At 70.4% G+C, this 19,324-nt stretch carries 16 protein-coding genes; 12 read left to right on the forward strand and 4 right to left on the reverse strand.

The annotated features are described in order from the left end of the window. Window positions 1-118 precede the first annotated feature (118 nt). The 12 genes from uvrA (at window position 119) to pgi (ending at window position 14,746) form a co-directional block, all read left to right on the forward strand. On the forward strand, window positions 119-3,061 hold the full coding sequence (gene uvrA / locus OG702_RS27705; protein ID WP_327291661.1) for an excinuclease ABC subunit UvrA: 2,943 nt from the start codon (window positions 119-121) through the stop codon (window positions 3,059-3,061). Window positions 3,062-3,128: 67 nt separating this feature from the next. Further along, window positions 3,129-3,548, forward strand: coding sequence for a Rieske (2Fe-2S) protein (locus OG702_RS27710; RefSeq protein ID WP_327291662.1), 420 nt, complete (start codon window positions 3,129-3,131; stop codon window positions 3,546-3,548). Between the two features lie 96 nt (window positions 3,549-3,644). Next, window positions 3,645-5,792, forward strand: coding sequence for an excinuclease ABC subunit UvrC (gene uvrC / locus OG702_RS27715; RefSeq protein ID WP_327291663.1), 2,148 nt, complete (start codon window positions 3,645-3,647; stop codon window positions 5,790-5,792). Window positions 5,793-5,821: 29 nt separating this feature from the next. After that, complete coding sequence (gene rapZ, locus OG702_RS27720; RefSeq protein WP_327291664.1) at window positions 5,822-6,715, forward strand: RNase adapter RapZ; 894 nt, start codon at window positions 5,822-5,824, stop codon at window positions 6,713-6,715. 2 nt (window positions 6,716-6,717) lie between these two features. After that, entirely contained in the window at window positions 6,718-7,734 is a 1,017-nt protein-coding gene (locus OG702_RS27725) for a gluconeogenesis factor YvcK family protein (RefSeq protein WP_327293402.1), read from the forward strand. Next, window positions 7,725-8,702: a DNA-binding protein WhiA gene (whiA, locus tag OG702_RS27730; protein WP_327291665.1), complete on the forward strand. Its 978-nt coding sequence runs from the start codon at window positions 7,725-7,727 to the stop codon at window positions 8,700-8,702. Before OG702_RS27725 ends, whiA begins: the two co-directional genes overlap by 10 nt. Window positions 8,703-8,883: 181 nt before the next feature. Further along, a complete protein-coding gene (gene gap, locus OG702_RS27735) occupies window positions 8,884-9,888 on the forward strand; it encodes a type I glyceraldehyde-3-phosphate dehydrogenase (RefSeq protein ID WP_327291666.1) in 1,005 nt (334 codons plus the stop codon). Between the two features lie 140 nt (window positions 9,889-10,028). Further along, window positions 10,029-11,243, forward strand: coding sequence for a phosphoglycerate kinase (locus OG702_RS27740; RefSeq protein ID WP_327291667.1), 1,215 nt, complete (start codon window positions 10,029-10,031; stop codon window positions 11,241-11,243). A 96-nt stretch (window positions 11,244-11,339) separates the two neighbouring features. Next, a complete protein-coding gene (tpiA, locus tag OG702_RS27745; RefSeq protein ID WP_327291668.1) occupies window positions 11,340-12,122 on the forward strand; it encodes a triose-phosphate isomerase in 783 nt (260 codons plus the stop codon). Between the two features lie 99 nt (window positions 12,123-12,221). Further along, a complete protein-coding gene (gene secG / locus OG702_RS27750) occupies window positions 12,222-12,458 on the forward strand; it encodes a preprotein translocase subunit SecG (protein WP_327291669.1) in 237 nt (78 codons plus the stop codon). 182 nt (window positions 12,459-12,640) lie between these two features. Beyond that, window positions 12,641-12,976: an RNA polymerase-binding protein RbpA gene (locus OG702_RS27755; protein ID WP_073497103.1), complete on the forward strand. Its 336-nt coding sequence runs from the start codon at window positions 12,641-12,643 to the stop codon at window positions 12,974-12,976. Between the two features lie 111 nt (window positions 12,977-13,087). Further along, on the forward strand, window positions 13,088-14,746 hold the full coding sequence (pgi, locus tag OG702_RS27760; protein WP_327291670.1) for a glucose-6-phosphate isomerase: 1,659 nt from the start codon (window positions 13,088-13,090) through the stop codon (window positions 14,744-14,746). Between the two features lie 65 nt (window positions 14,747-14,811). Here the strand turns inward: pgi and pgl are convergent, their stop codons facing one another. The 4 genes from pgl to tal are packed head-to-tail and all read right to left on the reverse strand — an operon-like array spanning window position 14,812 to window position 19,292. After that, a complete protein-coding gene (pgl, locus tag OG702_RS27765; RefSeq protein ID WP_442814740.1) occupies window positions 14,812-15,549 on the reverse strand; it encodes a 6-phosphogluconolactonase in 738 nt (245 codons plus the stop codon). A 38-nt stretch (window positions 15,550-15,587) separates the two neighbouring features. Then, entirely contained in the window at window positions 15,588-16,622 is a 1,035-nt protein-coding gene (opcA, locus tag OG702_RS27770; protein WP_327291672.1) for a glucose-6-phosphate dehydrogenase assembly protein OpcA, read from the reverse strand. Beyond that, entirely contained in the window at window positions 16,619-18,172 is a 1,554-nt protein-coding gene (gene zwf, locus OG702_RS27775) for a glucose-6-phosphate dehydrogenase (RefSeq protein WP_327291673.1), read from the reverse strand. Before zwf ends, opcA begins: the two co-directional genes overlap by 4 nt. Before the next feature lies 1 nt (window position 18,173). Next, on the reverse strand, window positions 18,174-19,292 hold the full coding sequence (gene tal / locus OG702_RS27780) for a transaldolase (protein ID WP_327291674.1): 1,119 nt from the start codon (window positions 19,290-19,292) through the stop codon (window positions 18,174-18,176). Between the last annotated feature and the right edge of the window lie 32 nt (window positions 19,293-19,324).

The following is a 19,324-nucleotide window of genomic DNA, read 5'->3' on the forward strand; positions in this document are numbered from 1 at the left end:
TGCTATATGGTCGTTGTGTCGCAACAGAGGCGACAGGAAGAAAACCCGGGCGCACCCCGTTTAGGCTGACTGGGGGGTGTGGTCTCTCCTCCCGTTTCTAGGAAAGGTGCGCACTGGCGTGGCCGATCGACTCATCGTCCGTGGCGCTCGCGAGCACAACCTGAAGAACGTCTCGCTGGAGCTCCCCAGGGACGCGCTCATCGTCTTCACCGGGCTGTCCGGTTCCGGCAAGTCCTCGCTGGCGTTCGACACGATCTTCGCCGAGGGCCAGCGCCGGTATGTCGAGTCGCTCTCGTCCTACGCGCGGCAGTTCCTCGGCCAGATGGACAAGCCCGACGTGGACTTCATCGAGGGCCTGTCGCCGGCTGTCTCGATCGACCAGAAGTCCACCTCGCGCAACCCGCGGTCCACCGTCGGCACCATCACCGAGGTCTACGACTACCTGCGGCTGCTCTTCGCCAGGATCGGCAAGCCGCACTGCCCCGAGTGCGGCCGCCCGATCTCCCGGCAGTCGCCGCAGGCCATCGTGGACCGGGTGCTCGAACTGGAGGAGGGCAGTCGTTTCCAGGTGCTCTCGCCGCTGGCCCGGGAACGCAAGGGCGAATTCGTCGACCTCTTCTCGGATCTGCAGACCAAGGGGTACAGCCGGGCCAGGGTCGACGGCGTGACGATCCAGCTCACCGACCCGCCGAAGCTGAAGAAGCAGGAGAAGCACACCATCGAGGTGGTCGTGGACCGCCTCACGGTGAAGGACTCCGCCAAGCGCCGGCTCACCGACTCGGTGGAGACCGCGCTCGGGCTGTCCGGCGGCATGGTCATCCTGGACTTCGTGGATCTCCCCGAGGACGACCCGCAGCGCGAGCGGATGTTCTCCGAGCACCTGTACTGCCCGTACGACGACCTCTCCTTCGAGGAGCTCGAACCGCGCTCGTTCTCCTTCAACTCGCCCTTCGGCGCGTGCCCGGACTGCACCGGCATCGGCTCGCGGATGGAGGTCGACCCGGAGCTGATCGTCCCCGACGACCAGAAGTCGCTGCAGGAGGGTGCCATCGCACCCTGGACCGGCGGCATGTCCAAGGGGTATTTCGAGCGCCTGGTGGACGGGCTGGCCACCGAGCTGGGCTTCCGCACCGACATCCCGTTCGCCGGGCTGCCGGCCCGGGCGAAGAAGGCCCTGCTCTACGGCCACAAGGCCGAGGTCCGGGTCGCGTACAAGAACCGCTACGGCCGTGACCGGGTGTACAACGCACACTTCGAGGGCGCGGTGCCGTTCGTCAAGCGGCGGCACCAGGACTCGGAGAGCGACTCCAGCCGGGAGCGCTTCGAGGGCTACATGCGCGAGGTGCCCTGCCCCACCTGCAAGGGCAGCAGGCTCAAGCCGATCGTGCTGGCCGTCACCGTCCAGGGCCGCTCCATCGCCGACGTCTCGGCGATGTCGATCAGCGACTGCGCCGAGTTCCTCGGCGCGATGAAGCTGGACGCCAGGGACCGCAAGATCGCCGAGCGGGTGCTCAAGGAGGTCAACGAGCGGCTGAGGTTCCTGGTCGACGTCGGCCTGGACTACCTGTCGCTGAACCGGGCGGCCGGCACGCTGTCCGGCGGCGAGGCCCAGCGCATCCGGCTGGCCACCCAGATCGGCTCCGGCCTGGTCGGGGTGCTCTACGTGCTGGACGAGCCGTCCATCGGCCTGCACCAGCGCGACAACCACCGGCTGATCGAGACGCTGGTCCGGCTGCGGGACCTGGGCAACACGCTGATCGTGGTGGAGCACGACGAGGACACCATCAAGACCGCCGACTGGGTGGTCGACATCGGCCCCGGCGCCGGTGAGCACGGCGGCAAGGTCGTGCACTCGGGCTCGCTCAAGGGCCTGCTGGCCAACGACGAGTCGCTGACCGGGCAGTATCTGGCCGGGAAGCGGGCCATCCCGACACCGGACGTGCGCCGCCCGATCGACCGCAAGCGGCAGCTGACCGTGCACGGCGCCCGGGAGCACAATCTGCAGGACATCGATGTGTCCTTCCCGCTGGGCGTGCTCACCGCGGTCACCGGCGTGTCGGGCTCCGGCAAGTCGACCCTGGTCAACGACATCCTCTACACCCACCTGGCCCGCGAGCTGAACGGCGCGCGGAGCGTGCCCGGCCGGCACACCCGGGTGGCGGGGGACGACCTGGTGGACAAGGTCGTGCATGTCGACCAGTCGCCGATCGGCCGGACCCCGCGGTCCAACCCGGCGACGTACACCGGGGTGTTCGACCACGTGCGGCGGCTGTTCGCCGAGACGATGGAGGCGAAGGTCCGCGGCTATCTGCCGGGGCGGTTCTCCTTCAACGTCAAGGGCGGCCGCTGCGAGAACTGCGCGGGCGACGGCACGATCAAGATCGAGATGAACTTCCTGCCCGACGTGTACGTGCCGTGCGAGGTCTGCCACGGCGCGCGCTACAACCGGGAGACGCTGGAGGTGCACTACAAGGGCAAGTCCATCGCCGAGGTGCTCGACATGCCCATCGAGGAGGCGCTGGACTTCTTCGAGGCGGTGCCCACCATCTCCCGCCACCTGCGCACCCTGAACGAGGTCGGTCTGGGGTACGTCCGGCTCGGGCAGTCCGCGCCGACGCTGTCCGGCGGCGAGGCGCAGCGCGTCAAGCTCGCCTCCGAGCTGCAGAAGCGCTCCACCGGGCGGACGGTGTACGTCCTGGACGAGCCGACCACCGGGCTGCACTTCGAGGACATCAGCAAGCTGATCAAGGTGCTGCAGGGGCTGGTCGACAAGGGCAACTCGGTGATCGTCATCGAGCACAACCTGGACGTCATCAAGACCTCCGACTGGGTCATCGACATGGGCCCGGAGGGCGGCAGCGGCGGCGGTCTCGTGGTCGCCGAGGGCACCCCCGAGCAGATCGCGGGCGTCCCGGCCAGCCACACCGGCAAGTTCCTGCGCGACGTTTTGGCGCCCGATCGGATCAGCGACGCCGCGGTGCCCGCGCCCAGGAAGCGGGCGGCCAAGAAGCCCGCGGCCAAGAAGGCCGCCGTCCCCAGGAAGCGGGCGGCCAAAGCGTAGCCACAGCCGGGGGACGTAAGGTACGGGTCGCACGAGACCGTGCGCACCCGTACCACCTGGAGCACGTATGACCAGCGAACTGCCCGCCCGCCGCCGTACCGTCCTGCGGGGTGCCGCGCTGGCCGGGGCCGCGGGGATCGGACTGACCGCCTGCGGCGGCAGGAACGGCTCGGCCGCCGGGCCCGCCAAGGCCGTGGAGCTGGGCGCTGCCACCGAGGTGCCGGTGGGCGGCGCCAAGCTCTACCGCAACGACAAGGTCGTGGTCGCGCAGCCGCAGCAGGGCACCTTCAAGGCGTTCAGCGCGGTGTGCACCCACCAGGGCTGCGTGGTCGACTCGGTGGAGGGCACGACCATCTCCTGCCCCTGCCACGGCAGCCAGTTCGACGCCGAGACCGGGGCTGTCGTCCAGGGACCGGCGACCAAGGCGCTGCCCGCCGTCCCCGTCACGGTGGCGGGCGGCAGAATCACCGCGGGACCCGCGAGCTGACCTGTCGGCCGGCCGGTCCCCGGGCCCCGGATCGCGGGGTTCCGGGACCCCGAGCCTGACCCCGGTTTGTCGCATCCCGCAAGTAGGGTGGGAAGCATGGCAGACCCCAGTACGTACCGACCGAAGCCGGGCCAGATCCCCGACTCTCCCGGGGTCTACAAATTCCGGGACGAGCACGGCCGGGTGATCTACGTCGGCAAGGCGAAGAGCCTGCGCCAGCGGCTGTCCTCGTACTTCCAGGACATCACCAACCTGCACCAGCGCACCGCCACCATGGTGACGACCGCGGCGGCCGTGGAGTGGACGGTGGTCTCCACCGAGGTCGAGGCGCTGCAGCTGGAGTATTCCTGGATCAAGGAGTTCGACCCGCGGTTCAACGTCAAGTACCGCGACGACAAGAGCTACCCGTCCCTCGCCGTCACCATGAACGAGGAGTTCCCGCGCGTCCAGGTGATGCGCGGTCCCAAGCGCAAGGGCGTGCGCTACTTCGGCCCTTACGCGCACGCCTGGGCGATCCGCGAGACCGTCGACCTGCTGCTGCGGGTCTTCCCGGTCCGCACCTGCTCCGCCGGGGTCTTCAAGCGCTCCGCGCAGATCGGCCGGCCCTGCCTGCTCGGCTACATCGGCAAGTGCTCCGCGCCCTGCGTCGGCCGGATCAGCGAGCCCGACCACCGCGAACTGGCCGAGGAGTTCTGCGACTTCATGGCCGGCCACACCGGCACCTATCTGCGCAGGCTCGAACAGCGCATGAAGGACGCCGCGTCCGCCATGGAGTACGAGCAGGCGGCCCGGCTGCGCGACGATCTGGAGGCGCTGCGCCGCGCCATGGAGAAGAACGCGGTGGTGCTCGCCGACGCCACCGACGCCGACCTGATCGCGGTCGCCGAGGACGAACTCGAAGCCGCCGTGCAGATCTTCCACGTCCGCGGCGGCCGGGTCCGCGGCCAGCGCGGCTGGGTCACCGACAAGGTCGAGGCGGTGGACACCGCGGACCTGGTCGAGCACGCCCTCCAGCAGCTCTACGGCGACGAGACCGGCGACGCGGCACAGTCCGGCGGCAGCGGCGGCGTGCCCAAGGAGGTGCTGGTCCCGGCGCTGCCGCGGGCCGCGGAAGCGGTCGCCCAGTGGCTGTCGGACCGGCGCGGCTCCCAGGTGAGCCTGCGGGTGCCGCAGCGCGGCGACAAGAAGGACCTGATGGTCACCGTGCAGCGCAACGCGCAGCAGGCGCTGGTCCTGCACAAGACCCGCCGCGCCTCGGACCTGACCACCCGCTCCCGGGCGCTGGAGGAGATCGCCGCCGCCCTGGACCTGGACACCGCGCCGCTGCGGATCGAGTGCTACGACATCAGCCATCTGCAGGGCGACGACGTGGTCGCCTCGATGGTGGTCTTCGAGGACGGCCTGGCCCGCAAGAGCGAATACCGCCGCTTCCAGATCAAGTCCTTCGCCGGGCAGGACGACGTCCGGTCCATGCACGAGGTCATCTCCCGCCGCTTCCGCCGCTACCTGCTGGAGAAGCAGAAGACCGGCGAGTGGGAGCCAGACCAGCCGCAGGCCCAGCAGGGCCCGCAGGACAGCACGCAGGACGACAGCACGCAGGACGACACGCAGAACGACGAGGGCGACGAGGGCCGTCCCGAGGCCGTCGGCGGGCCCATCGACCCGGACACCGGGCGGCCGCGCAAGTTCGCGTATCCGCCGCAGCTGGTGGTCGTCGACGGCGGGCAGCCGCAGGTCGCGGCCGCCCGCCGGGCGCTGGACGAGCTGGGGATAGCCGACGTGTTCGTGTGCGGCCTGGCCAAGCGCCTCGAAGAGGTCTGGGTGCCGGGCGACGACGACCCGGTGATCCTGCCGCGCAGCAGCGAGGGCCTCTACCTGCTCCAGCGGGTCCGCGACGAGGCGCACCGCTTCGCCATCAACTACCAGCGCAGCAAGCGGACCAAGTCGATGAAGGCCGGCGCGCTGGACGCGGTGCCGGGCCTGGGCGAGACGCGCAAGCAGGCACTGCTGAAGCACTTCGGTTCGCTCAAGCGGCTGCGCGCGGCGACCGTCGAGGAGATCTGCCAGGTCCAGGGGATCGGCCGCCGTACGGCGGAGACGGTCGCCGCCGCCCTGGCGTCCGCGGCCCCGGCCGCACCCGCGGTGAACACCGCGACCGGAGAGATCATCGAGGACGACGACGGTACGACCGCGGGCACACCGCCGGCGGCGCCCGGCGGCGAGCATCGGGGGAAGAGCACATGAGCGAGCAGGACGAACAGGACAGTGGGCATATGACCAGTGGAGGAGCGGGTGAGGCCGGCCAGGCCATCCCGGAACTGGTGATCATCTCCGGGATGTCGGGAGCCGGCCGCAGCACCGCGGCGAAGTGCCTGGAGGACCTGGGCTGGTTCGTGGTCGACAACATGCCGCCGGCCCTCATCCCGACCATGGTGGACCTCGGCGCCCGCTCCCAGGGCAACGTGGCGCGGATCGCGGTCGTGGTGGACGTACGCGGCCGGCAGTTCTTCGACAACCTCAGGGAGTCCCTCGCGGACCTGGAGGCCAAGCACGTCAAGCGCCGGGTGATCTTCCTTGAGGCCTCCGACGACGCGCTGGTACGCCGCTTCGAGTCGGTGCGCCGGCCGCACCCGCTGCAGGGCCAGGGCCGCATCGTGGACGGCATCGGGGCCGAGCGGGACCTGCTGCGCGAGCTGCGCGGCGACGCCGACCTGGTGGTCGACACCTCCAGTCTGAACGTGCACGAGCTGCGCGCCAAGCTCGACGCGCAGTTCGCCGGTGAGGAGGAGCAGGAACTCCGGGCCACCGTCATGTCGTTCGGATTCAAGTACGGGCTGCCCGTCGACGCCGACCTGGTGGTGGACTGCCGCTTCCTGCCGAACCCGCACTGGGTTCCGGAGCTGCGCCCCTTCACCGGGCTCAACGACGAGGTCGCCACGTACGTGTTCAACCAGCCCGGCGCCAAGGAGTTCCTCGACCGGTACGCCGAGCTGCTGCACATCATCGCCGCCGGCTACCGGCGTGAGGGCAAGCGGTACGTGACCATCGCCGTCGGCTGTACGGGCGGCAAGCACCGCAGCGTGGCGATGTCGGAGAGGCTGGCCGCCCGGCTGGCGGCGGACGGAGTGGAGACGGTGACGGTGCACAGGGACATGGGGCGCGAGTGATCATGACGGGTCGGCGGCAGCGCCGCACCGGCCGCGCGGGCACGGGCCGCGGCCGCGGAGTTCCGCCGAAGGTGGTCGCCCTGGGCGGCGGCCACGGGCTGGCCGCCTCGCTGTCGGCACTGCGCCGGATCACCGGCGACCTCACCGCTGTGGTCACCGTCGCCGACGACGGCGGCTCCAGCGGTCGGCTGCGCAGCGAGATGGGCGTGCTGCCGCCAGGGGACCTGCGCAAGGCGCTCGCGGCGCTGTGCGGCGACGACGAATGGGGCAGGACCTGGTCCCGGGTGGTGCAGCACCGCTTCGTCAGCGGCGGCGACCTGCACGGCCACGCGGTCGGCAACCTGCTGATCGTCGCCCTGTGGGAGCAGCTGAACGACGAGGTCGCCGCGCTGGAGTGGGTCGGCCGGCTGCTCGGCGCGCACGGCAGGGTGTTGCCGATGTCGGCCGTGCCGCTCGACCTGCACGCCGTCGTCCGCGGCCACGACCCCGCCGAGCCGGACGCGGTGTCGACCGTCCGCGGCCAGGCCACCGTCGCCCTCACCCCCGGTGAGGTGCTTGAGGTGATGCTGGAGCCAGCCGACCCGCCGGCGGTGCCGGAAGCCGTCCAGGCGGTGCTCGACGCCGACTGGGTGGTGCTCGGTCCCGGCTCCTGGTTCTCCTCGGTGATCCCGCATCTGCTGGTGCCTGAACTGGCCGACGCGCTGATGACCACCAGGGCCCGGCGGGTCCTCACGCTCAATCTGGCGCCGCAACCCGGCGAAACCGCCGGATTTTCTCCGCAGCGTCACTTGGAGGTTTTGGGGCGACACGCCCCTAAACTCACCATCGACGTGGTTCTCGCCGACGAGGCCGCCGTCCCGGACCGTGACAGCCTCGAAGAGGCCGCCCTGCGGCTGGGCGGCACGGTCGAGCTGGCCCCGGTTGCCGCCCCTGAGGGGCCGCAACACGACCCGGAGCTGTTGGCCGCCGCGTATGACCGGATTTTTCGTATGCGTGGAAGGATCGGCCCATGGCGATGACGGCAGCGGTGAAGGACGAGATCTCCCGGCTCCCCGTCACCCGGACCTGCTGCCGCAAGGCGGAGGTCTCGTCGATCCTCCGCTTCGCCGGCGGCCTGCACCTGGTGAGCGGCCGGATCGTGATCGAGGCGGAGCTGGACACCGGGATCGCCGCACGGCGGCTCCGCAAGGACATCCTGGAGATCTTCGGCCACTCCTCGGACCTGGTGGTGATGGCGCCGGGCGGGCTGCGGCGCGGCAGCCGGTACGTGGTCAGGGTGGTCGCCGGCGGTGACCAGCTGGCCCGGCAGACCGGCCTGGTGGATGGCCGCGGGCGCCCCATCCGCGGGCTGCCCCCGCAGGTCGTCTCCGGCGCCACCTGCGACGCCGAGGCCGCCTGGCGTGGGGCCTTCCTGGCGCACGGCTCGCTGACCGAGCCGGGCAGGTCCTCCTCGCTCGAGGTGACCTGCCCCGGCCCCGAGGCCGCGCTGGCCCTGGTCGGCGCCGCGCGCCGGCTGCAGATCCCGGCCAAGGCGCGCGAGGTGCGCAACGTCGACCGGGTCGTCGTACGCGACGGCGACGCCATCGGCGCGCTGCTCACCCGGCTGGGCGCGCACGACTCCGTACTGGCCTGGGAGGAGCGCCGCATGCGGCGCGAGGTCCGGGCCACCGCGAACCGGCTGGCCAACTTCGACGACGCCAACCTGCGGCGGTCCGCCCGGGCGGCGGTCGCCGCGGGCGCGCGGGTGCAGCGGGCGCTGGAGATCCTGGGCGACGAGGTGCCCGAGCACCTCGCCGCCGCCGGTCGGCTGCGGATGGACCACAAGCAGGCGTCCCTGGAGGAGTTGGGCTCGCTGGCGGAGCCGCCGCTGACCAAGGACGCGGTGGCCGGCCGGATCCGCCGGCTCCTCGCGATGGCCGACAAGCGGGCGTCCGACCTGGGCCTCCCGGGCACCGAGGCCAACCTCACCGACGAGATGGTCGGCTGACGCCCGCGCCCCTGTCGGGCACCGCTGTGCGGGGCGCTCGCCGGGTGGGGGGAAAGGTGACCGGAGGGGGTCGGGTGATGTCACCGGGGGGACAGGGGCGAGGTAGGGTCGGGGGTGGTCGGGGACATCCCATATTTCGCAGCCGGAGTGGATTCCGGCGACTGAGCGAGGAGATCGGTTCGTGACGATCCGGGTAGGCATCAACGGCTTTGGCCGTATCGGTCGTAACTTCTTCCGCGCCGCCCTGGAGCAGGGCGCGGACATCGAGATCGTGGCTGTCAACGACCTGGGTGACACCGCGACCACGGCGCACCTGCTGAAGTACGACACCATCCTGGGGCGCCTCAAGGCCGAGGTCACCCACACCGCGGACTCCATCACGGTGGACGGCAGGACGATCAAGGTGCTCGCGGAGCGCGACCCCGCGGCGATCAAGTGGGGCGAGCTGGGCGTCGACATCGTCGTCGAGTCGACCGGCATCTTCACCAAGGCCGCCGACGCGGGCAAGCACATCGCGGGCGGTGCCAAGAAGGTCATCATCTCGGCGCCCGCCACCGACGAGGACATCACCATCGTCATGGGCGTCAACCAGGACGCGTACGACCCCGCGAACCACAACATCATCTCCAACGCCTCGTGCACCACGAACTGTGTGGCGCCGATGGCGAAGGTGCTGCTGGAGAACTTCGGCATCGTCAAGGGCCTGATGACCACGGTCCACGCGTACACCAACGACCAGCGCATCCTGGACTTCCCGCACAAGGACCTGCGCCGCGCCCGCGCCGCCGCGGAGAACATCATCCCGACCACCACGGGTGCCGCCAAGGCGACCGCGCTGGTCATCCCGCAGCTCAAGGGCAAGCTGGACGGCATCGCGATGCGCGTGCCCGTCCCCACCGGCTCGGTCACCGACCTGGTGATCGACCTGGAGCGCGAGGTCACCAAGGACGAGGTCAACGCCGCGTTCCAGAAGGCCTCCGAGGGTCAGCTCAAGGGCATCCTGGAGTACACCGAGGACCCGATCGTGTCCTCCGACATCGTCAACTGGCCGGCCTCCTGCACCTTCGACTCCTCGCTGACCATGGCGCAGGGCAAGACGGTCAAGGTCATCGGCTGGTACGACAACGAGTGGGGCTACTCCAACCGCCTGGTGGACCTCACGGTCTTCGTCGGCGACCAGCTCTGACCGGGTAACCGGCAGGCCGGCCAGCAGCCGCCACGCACAGCGATGTGAGGGACAGGGTCCGGACCGGGCGCGACGGAGCGCCCGGCCGGACCCTGTCTCCGTGCCAGCCCACTCGTAGCAGACCGGAGATACCGCAGAAGATGAAGACGATCGACGACCTCATCGGCCAGGGGCAGGTGGCGGGCAAGCGGGTGTTCGTCCGCGCCGACCTGAACGTGCCGCTCGACGGGCGGACCATCACCGACGACGGCCGGATCCGGGCCGCCGTACCGACCATCACCAAGCTCGCCGAGGCCGGCGCGCGGGTGATCGTCGCCTCGCACCTGGGCCGCCCCAAGGGCGAGCCCGACCCGCAGTTCTCGCTGGCGCCCGTCGCGGCCCGGCTGGGCGAGCTGCTGGGCAAGGACGTGGCCTTCGCCGCCGACACCGTCGGCGACAGCGCCCGTGCCACCGTGGAGGGCCTGGCGGACGGCCAGGTCGCCCTGCTGGAGAACCTGCGCTTCAACGCCGGTGAGACCGCGAAGGACGACGCCGAGCGCGGCGCCTTCGCCGACGAGCTCGCGTCGCTCGCCGACGTCTACGCCGGTGACGGCTTCGGCGCGGTGCACCGCAAGCACGCCTCGGTCTACGACCTGCCGGCCCGCCTGCCGCACGCGGCGGGCGGTCTGATCGCCACCGAGGTCGGCGTGCTCAAGAAGCTCACCGAGGACGTCACGCGGCCGTACGCGGTGGTGCTGGGCGGCTCCAAGGTGTCCGACAAGCTCGGCGTGATCGACCACCTGCTGGAGAAGGCCGACCGGATCCTGGTCGGCGGCGGCATGGTCTTCACCTTCCTCAAGGCCCAGGGCCACGAGGTGGGCAAGAGCCTGCTGCAGGAGGACCAGCTGCCCGTGGTGCGCGAGTACCTGGAGCGGGCGAAGGCCAAGGGCGTGGAGTTCGTGCTGCCGGTGGACGTGGTCGGCGCCACCGAATTCCCCGACCTGAAGACGAAGGCGCCGTCCTCGCCGGTCACCGCGCCCGTCGACGCCATTCCGGCCGACATGATCGGCCTGGACATCGGCCCGGAGTCGCGCAAGCTCTTCGCCGGCAAGCTGGCCGACGCCGCCACCGTCTTCTGGAACGGTCCGATGGGCGTCTTCGAGCACCCCGACTACGCCGAGGGCACCCGCGCGGTCGCCCAGGCGCTGATCGACTCCCCGGCCTTCACGGTCGTCGGCGGCGGCGACTCGGCCGCGGCTGTCCGCATTCTGGGCTTCGACGAGAATGCTTTCGGCCATATTTCCACCGGCGGCGGCGCAAGCCTGGAATATCTTGAGGGCAAGACCCTGCCGGGTCTCGCCGCACTGGAGGGCTGACGCCCGAGCTCCCGGAGCGGCCGGCCGAGGAACGAGGCCGTTCGCGGAGGGACTGAGCAGGAAGCCCGACCACGAGCTGGAGAAGTGACGAATCCGATGACAGAGCAGAGCCGTACCCCGCTGATGGCGGGCAACTGGAAGATGAACCTCAACCACCTTGAGGCCATCGCGCACGTCCAGAAGCTTGCCTTCGGACTCACCGACAAGGACTTCGCGGCCGTCGAGGTCGCCGTCCTGGTGCCGTTCACCGACATGCGGTCGGTGCAGACCCTGGTCGACGGCGACAAGCTGAAGATCAAGTACGGCGCCCAGGACATCTCGGCCCACGACTCGGGCGCCTACACCGGCGAGATCTCCGGGCCGATGCTGGCGAAGTTCAAGTGCAGCTACGTGGCCGTCGGTCACTCCGAGCGACGGCAGTATCACGCCGAGACCGAGGAGATCGTCAACGCCAAGGTCAAGGCCGCCTTCCGCAACGGCCTGACCCCGATCGTGTGCGTCGGCGAGGGCCTGGACGTCCGCAGGGCCGGGCAGCAGGTGTCGCACACCCTGGCGCAGCTGGACGGCGGGCTGAAGGACATCCCAAAGGAGCAGGCCGCCACCGTCGTGATCGCCTACGAGCCGGTGTGGGCGATCGGCACCGGCGAGGTGGCCACCCCGGAGGACGCCCAGGAGGTCTGCGGGGCGATCAGGGCCAGGCTCGCCGAGCTGTACGACCAGGAGACCGCCGACGGCGTCCGTATCCAGTACGGCGGCTCGGTCAAGGCGGGCAACGTCGCCGCGATCATGGCCCAGCCGGACGTGGACGGGGCCCTGGTCGGCGGGGCGGCACTGGACTCGGAGGAGTTCGTCAAGATCGTCCGCTTCCGCGACCAGTGATGTCCGCAGCGCTGTGAAGTACCCTGGCGGGGCCGAACCGTGTAGCCGCACCGTCCGGCCCCGTGCCGTTGTCATGTAGTCGAGAGAGTTGGTCCAGCCGTGGTCATCGGGTTCTCCATCGCCCTCATCATCTTCAGCCTGCTGCTTCTGCTGCTGGTGCTGATGCACAAGGGGAAGGGCGGCGGCCTCTCGGACATGTTCGGCGGTGGCATGCAGTCCTCCGTCGGCGGCTCCTCGGTGGCCGAGCGCAACCTCGACCGGATCACCGTGGTGGTCGGTCTGCTGTGGTTCGCGTGCATCGTGGTCCTCGGTCTGGTGATGAAGTACCAGAACTGAGGCGCGCCCTGGCTCCGCGTCCGACTCCCGCGCATCCAGGGTGAACTGACGCCTCGTCGCCACCGCGGCTTACTATGGGAAGACGTCTTCGGGGGGCGGGTCGTGCGCCTGCCACTGGACGGCACGTAAGGTCCCCGTAAACTGGGCGATCTCGCAGCACCATCACGCAGGGAGTTACGACCGTGGCAAGTGGCAACGCGATCCGTGGCAGTCGGGTCGGAGCGGGGCCGATGGGAGAGGCCGAGCGCGGCGAGTCCGCGCCGCGCCTCCGCATCTCCTTCTGGTGCTCCAACGGACATGAGACCCAGCCGAGCTTCGCAAGCGACGCGCAGATCCCGGAGACCTGGGACTGCCCGCGCTGCGGCTTCCCGGCCGGCCAGGACGAGGAGAATCCGCCGGCACCGCCGCGGACCGAGCCGTACAAGACCCACCTCGCCTACGTGCGCGAGCGGCGTTCCGCCGCGGACGGCGAGGCGATCCTCGCCGAGGCGCTGGCGAAGCTGCGCGGCGAGATCTGACCTCCCGGCGGCGTCCCGCACCGCCTCCACTCCTCCCGGGTGCCGGAGCCTCGTTCCGCAGCATCATCAACTAGCGTTGATCCTGCAGCGAGGACGAGGAGAAGTGGACTGATGTCCGAAACCAACGCGCAGGGCCGGAACCGTCTCGACCAGCGCCCCGAATGGCACGCGCTCGGCAAGCATCGTGAGGAGACGTCGGGCACTCACCTGCGGGAGCTGTTCGACGCCGACCCCGGCAGGGCCGACCGCTACACCCTCCGGGTGGGGGACCTCCACCTGGACTACTCCAAGCAGCTGGTGACCGACGAGACGCTGCGGCTGCTGCGGGAGCTGGCCGCGGCCAGCGGTGTGTACGAGCTGCGCGACGCGATGTTCCGCGGCGAGCGGATCAACACCACGGAGGACCGCGCGGTGCTGCACACCGCGCTGCGCGCCCCGCAGTCCGCGACGATCGAGGTCGACGGCTACAACGTGGTGCCGGCCGTGCACGCGGTGCTCACCAAGATGGGGGTCTTCGCGGACCGCATCCGTTCCGGCGAGTGGACCGGCCACACCGGCAAGCGCATCAGGAACGTCATCAACATCGGCATCGGCGGCTCCGACCTCGGCCCGGCGATGGCCTACGACGCGCTGCGCTCCTACACCGACCGTGACCTGACCGTACGCTTCGTGTCCAACGTCGACGGCGCCGACCTGCACGAGGCGGTCCGCGACCTGGACGCGGCCGAGACGCTGTTCATCATCGCGTCCAAGACGTTCACCACCATCGAGACCATCACCAACGCCACCTCCGCCCGGCAGTGGCTGCTCGGGCAGCTCGGTGCCGGTGACGACGCGGTGGCCAAACACTTCGTGGCCCTGTCGACGAACGCCGAGAAGGTCACCGACTTCGGCATCGACCCGACCAACATGTTCGAGTTCTGGGACTGGGTCGGCGGCCGTTACTCGTTCGACTCGGCCATCGGCCTGTCGCTGATGCTGGCGATCGGCCCGGACGCCTTCCGCGAGATGCTGGCGGGCTTCCACCTGGTCGACGAGCACTTCAGGACCGCCCCGCCGGAGCAGAACGTCCCGCTGCTGCTGGGGCTGCTCGGTGTCTGGTACGGCGGTTTCCACGACGCCCAGTCGCACGCGGTGCTGCCGTACAGCCACTACCTGAGCAGGTTCACCGCGTATCTGCAGCAGCTGGACATGGAGTCCAACGGCAAGTCCGTCGACCGCCAGGGCAACCCGGTGAGCTGGCAGACCGGACCCGTGGTGTGGGGCACGCCCGGCACCAACGGGCAGCACGCCTACTACCAGTTGCTGCACCAGGGCACCAAGCTCGTCCCGGCGGACTTCATCGGCTTCGCCCGGCCGATCGCCGAACTCGGCCCGCTGGCCGGGCAGCACGACCTGCTGATGGCCAACTTCTTCGCGCAGACCCAGGCGCTGGCCTTCGGCAAGACCCCCGACGAGGTCAGGGCGGAGGGCGTCCCGGAGGACCTGGTCCCGCACAAGACCTTCCGCGGCAACCACCCGACGACGACGATCCTGGCGACCGAACTCAGGCCGTCCGTGCTGGGGCAGCTCATCGCGCTCTACGAGCACAAGGTGTTCGTGCAGGGCGCGATCTGGAACATCGACTCCTTCGACCAGTGGGGCGTCGAGCTCGGCAAGGTGCTCGCCAAGCGCGTCGAGCCAGCCCTCACGGAGGGCGCCGACGTCCCGGGTCTCGACCCGAGCACCAAGCACCTGGTGGCCAAGTACCGCGAACTGCGCGGGCGCTGAGCACCACAGGGGCGCCGGGGGAATCCCCGGCGCCCCTGTGACGTGCTGTCCCCGGCTGCCCTGTCCTAGGACGAGGCGGACGGGTAGAGCTGCGGCGGCAGCTTGGACGCCGCCGCGCGGTCCAGCAGCCACAGCGTGCGGGACAGGCCGTGCGCCCCGGAGGCCGGGGCCTGGAGCTCGCCGGGGGCGGACAGGGCCAGCGCGACCGCCCCGGCCTTGTCGTCACCGGCGGCGAGCAGCCACACCTCGTGGGCCGCCCGGATTGCGGGCAGCGTCAGCGAGAGCCGGGTGGGCGGCGGCTTGGGAGAGCCGTGGACGCCGACCACCGTGCGGGTGAGCTCCCGCACCGCGGGATGCTCCGGGAAGAGCGAGGCGACGTGCGCGTCCGGTCCGACGCCGAGCATCAGCACGTCGAAGGCCGGCACCCGGCCGTGGTCGCCTGGCTCCGCCGCCGCGGCCAGCTCCGCCGCGTAGGCCTCGGCCGCCGCCTCCACATCGGAGCCGTACGGGCCGTCGGACGCCGCCATCGGGTGGACCCTGGCGGGGTCCAGCGGGACGGCGTCCAGCAGCGTGGCGGCCTGGGTGACGTTGCGCTCCGGGTCGCCGTCCGGCAGGAACCGCTCGTCGCCCCACCACAGGTCGAGCCGCGCCCAGTCCACCGCGTCACGCGCGGGGGACTCGGCGAGCGCGGCCAGCAGCGCGTTGCCGTTGCGGCCGCCGGTGAGCACCACCGAGGCTGTGCCCCTGGCGGCTTGGGCGTCCACGATCCGGGTGATGAGCCGGGCCGCGACGGCGCGCGCCATCAGTTCCTTGTCGCGGTGGACCACGACCTGGGGAGTGCTCACTTCGGCGTCGCCGCCTTCCCTCCCGGGGCCGCCTTCTTCGCGGTCGACGGTGTGGCGCGGGCCGCGGCGGTCGGGCCCTCCTCCATGCCCTTGCCGGCCTTGGAGGTGCTGATCAGGTGCTTGACGCCGAACTGCACCGTGGTGCGGTATATGTCGTCGGGGTCGAGCCTGCGCAGTTCCTCGGCGATCAGCTCGGCGGTCTCCCGCCGCTTGAGCGCCACGTGCCGGTCCGGCTGGCCGGGCACCGACAGCTCGCCGAGCAGGCCGTCGGACCGGTCCAGGCAGATGTCGCCGTCGGTGGTGACCAGCCGGACCGCGGTGATGCCGGGGCCGTCGGAGACCTTGCGCTCCACCTCGACGCCCAGCCGGTCGGCGAGCCACAGCGCGAGCAGTTCGGTGCTCGCGTTGTACGCCTCGCCCTCGACGGAGGCCGCGGTGATCGTGGAGTGCTTCTGGTCCAGGGCCGCCGCCAGCATCGAACGCCACGGGGTGACCCGGGTCCACGCCAGGTCGGTGTCGCCCGGGGTGTAGGAGGCGGCGCGTACCGCGATCGAGCCGACCGGGTCCTCGGCCGAGGACGCGTCGGTGATGCGGCGCTGGGCGAGCCGGCCCAGCGGGTCGGCTCCCGCCTTGTCCGGCGCCTGGTCGGGCCACCAGCACACCACCGGGGCGTCCGGCAGCAGCAGCGGCAGGACGACGGACTCGGCGTGGTTGGCCAGCTCGCCGTGCATGCGCAGCACCACGGTCTCGCCGGTGCCGGCCTCGGCGCCCACCACCACCTCGGCGTCCAGCCGGGCGCCGGCCCGCTCCCGGGGGGAGCGTCCCGGCCGCTTGATGACGACCAGGATGCGCGAGGGGTGCTCCCTGGACGCCTCGTGCGCCGCCTTGAGCGAGTCGTAGGCGCTGCCCTCGTCGGTGACGATGACCAGGGTCAGCACCATCCCGACGGCGGGGGTGCCGATCGCCCGCCGGGCGTCGATCAGACCGCCGTTGATGCGTGCGGACGTGGTGTCCGTGAGGTCGATCTTCATGGCCGGCGCCAGCTCCTGCCGTCTCGTGCGAGCATCTCGTCGGCCTCGGCCGGTCCCCAGGTGCCGGACTCGTACTGGGCGGGCCTGCCGTGCTTGTCCCAGTAGGCCTCGATCGGATCCAGTATCGTCCAGGACAGTTCGACCTCCTGATGCCGCGGGAAGAGGTTGGCGTCACCGAGCAGCACATCCAGGATCAGCCGCTCGTACGCCTCCGGGCTGGACTCGGTGAAGGACTCCCCGTAGGCGAAGTCCATCGTCACGTCCCGCACCTCGGTGGAGGTGCCCGGCACCTTCGACCCGAACCGCACGGTCACGCCCTCGTCCGGCTGCACCCGGATGACCAGGGCGTTCTCGCCCAGCTCCTCGGTGGCCCCGGACTCGAAGGGCAGGTAGGGGGCCCGCTTGAAGATCACCGCGATCTCGGTGACGCGGCGGCCCAGCCGCTTGCCGGTGCGCAGGTAGAACGGCACCCCGGCCCAGCGGCGGTTGTTGATCTCCAGCTTGACGGCGGCGTAGGTGTCGGTCTTGGACTTGGGGTCGATCCCGTCCTCCTCCAGATACCCGACCACCTCCTCGCCGCCCTGCCAGGCGTGCGCGTACTGCCCGCGCACGGTGTGCTTGCCGAGGTCGTCGGGCAGCACGACGGCGCCGAGCACCTTGAGCTTCTCCGCGGTGAGCGCCTTGGGGTGGAAGGAGCCCGGCTCCTCCATCGCGGTCAGCGCCAGCAGCTGGAGCAGGTGGTTCTGTATCACGTCGCGCGCCGCGCCGATGCCGTCGTAGTAGCCGGCCCGGCCGCCGATGCCGATGTCCTCGGCCATCGTGATCTGCACGTGGTCGACGTACGAGCGGTTCCAGATCGGCTCGTACATCGTGTTGGCGAAGCGCAGCGCCAGGATGTTCTGGACCGTCTCCTTGCCCAGGTAGTGGTCGATCCTGAAGACCTCGTTGGGCGGGAAGACGTCGTGCACGATCCGGTTGAGGTCCTGGGCGCTGGCCAGGTCGTGGCCGAACGGCTTCTCGATGACGGCACGCCGCCACGACTCGCCGGTGCCCTGCGACAGCCCGTGCTTCTTGAGCTGCTGCACCACGTTGGGGAAGAACTTCGGCGGTACGGACAGGTAGAAGGCGAAGTTGCCACCCGTGCCGCGGGCCTTGTCCAGCTCGTCGATGGTCTCCTTGAGCGTCTCGAACGCGGTGTCGTCGTCGAAGTCGCCCTGCACGAAGCGGCAGCCCTCGGCGAGCTGCTGCCACACCTCCTCACGGAAGGGGGTGCGCGCGTGCTCCTTGACCGCGTCGTGCACCTCCTGCGCGAAGTCCTCGTCCTCCCAGCTCCTGCGGGCGAAGCCGACCAGGGCGAAGCCCGGCGGCAGCAGCCCGCGGTTGGCGAGGTCGTAGACGGCCGGCATCAGCTTCTTGCGGGACAGGTCGCCCGTCACGCCGAAGATGATCAGGCCGGAGGGGCCGGCGATGCGCGGCAGCCGGCGGTCCAGCGGGTCCCGCAGCGGGTTCGCCGCGCGAGCTGTCTCCTCGGCGGTGGTCTCGGTACTCACCTCAGGCCTCCGAAGGGGCGAGCCGTTCGAGTTCCGCCTTGGTGGAGTCCAGCAGCTCGTTCCAGGCCGTCTTGAACTTGTCGACGCCCTCGTCCTCAAGCAGCCGCACGACCTCGTCGTACGAGATGCCGATCGCCTCGATGGCGTCCAGCTCGGCCTTCGACTGCTCGTAGGTGCCGTGGATGGTGTCGCCGGTGACCTTGCCCTGCTCGGCGGTGGCCTCCAGGGTCGCCTCCGGCATCGTGTTCACCGTGTTCGGCGCGACCAGCTCGGTGACGTAGAGCGTCGCGGGGTAGGCCGGGTCCTTGACGCCGGTCGAGGCCCACAGCGGGCGCTGCTTGTTCGCGCCGGCCCTCTCCAGGGCCTCCCAGCGGTCGGAGGAGAAGACCTCCTCGTACGCCTGGTAGGCCAGCCGCGCGTTGGCCACGGCGGCCTTGCCCTTGAGTGCCTTGGCCTCGCCGGAGCCGATCTTCTCCAGCCGCTTGTCGATCTCGGTGTCCACCCGGGACACGAAGAAGGACGCGACCGAGTAGATCTGCGAGAGGTCCAGGCCGGACGCCTTGGCCTTCTCCAGACCGGTCAGGTAGGCGTCCATCACCTTGCGGTAGCGCTCCAGCGAGAAGATCAGCGTGACGTTGACGCTGATACCGCGGCCGGTGACGTCCGCGATGGCCGGCAGGCCCGCCTCGGTGGCTGGGATCTTGATCAGGGTGTTCGGCCGGTCCACCAGCCAGGCCAGCTGCTTGGCCTCGGCGATGGTCGCCCGGGTGTCGTGCGCCAGGCGCGGGTCGACCTCGATCGAGACCCGGCCGTCCTGGCCGCCGGTGGCGTCGAAGACCGGGCGGAAGACGTCGGCGGCGTCCCGCACGTCGGCGGTGGTGATCATCCGCACCGCCTCGTCGGGGGTCAGCCGGCGCGACGCCAGGTCGGTGAGCTGGGGGTCGTAGCGCTCGTCACCGACGATCGCCTTCTGGAAGATCGACGGATTGGTGGTCGCGCCGACCACGTGCTGCTGGTCGATCAGCTCCGCCAGATTCCCGGTCGTGATGCGCTTGCGGGACATGTCGTCCAGCCAGATCGCGACGCCTTCGTCGGAGAGGCGCTTGAGTGCGTCTGTCATGAGAGTTGCATCTCCTGATGTGTCGTGTATCT

The sequence above is a fragment of the Streptomyces sp. NBC_01198 genome, assembly GCF_036010485.1.
Lineage (GTDB): Bacteria > Actinomycetota > Actinomycetes > Streptomycetales > Streptomycetaceae > Actinacidiphila.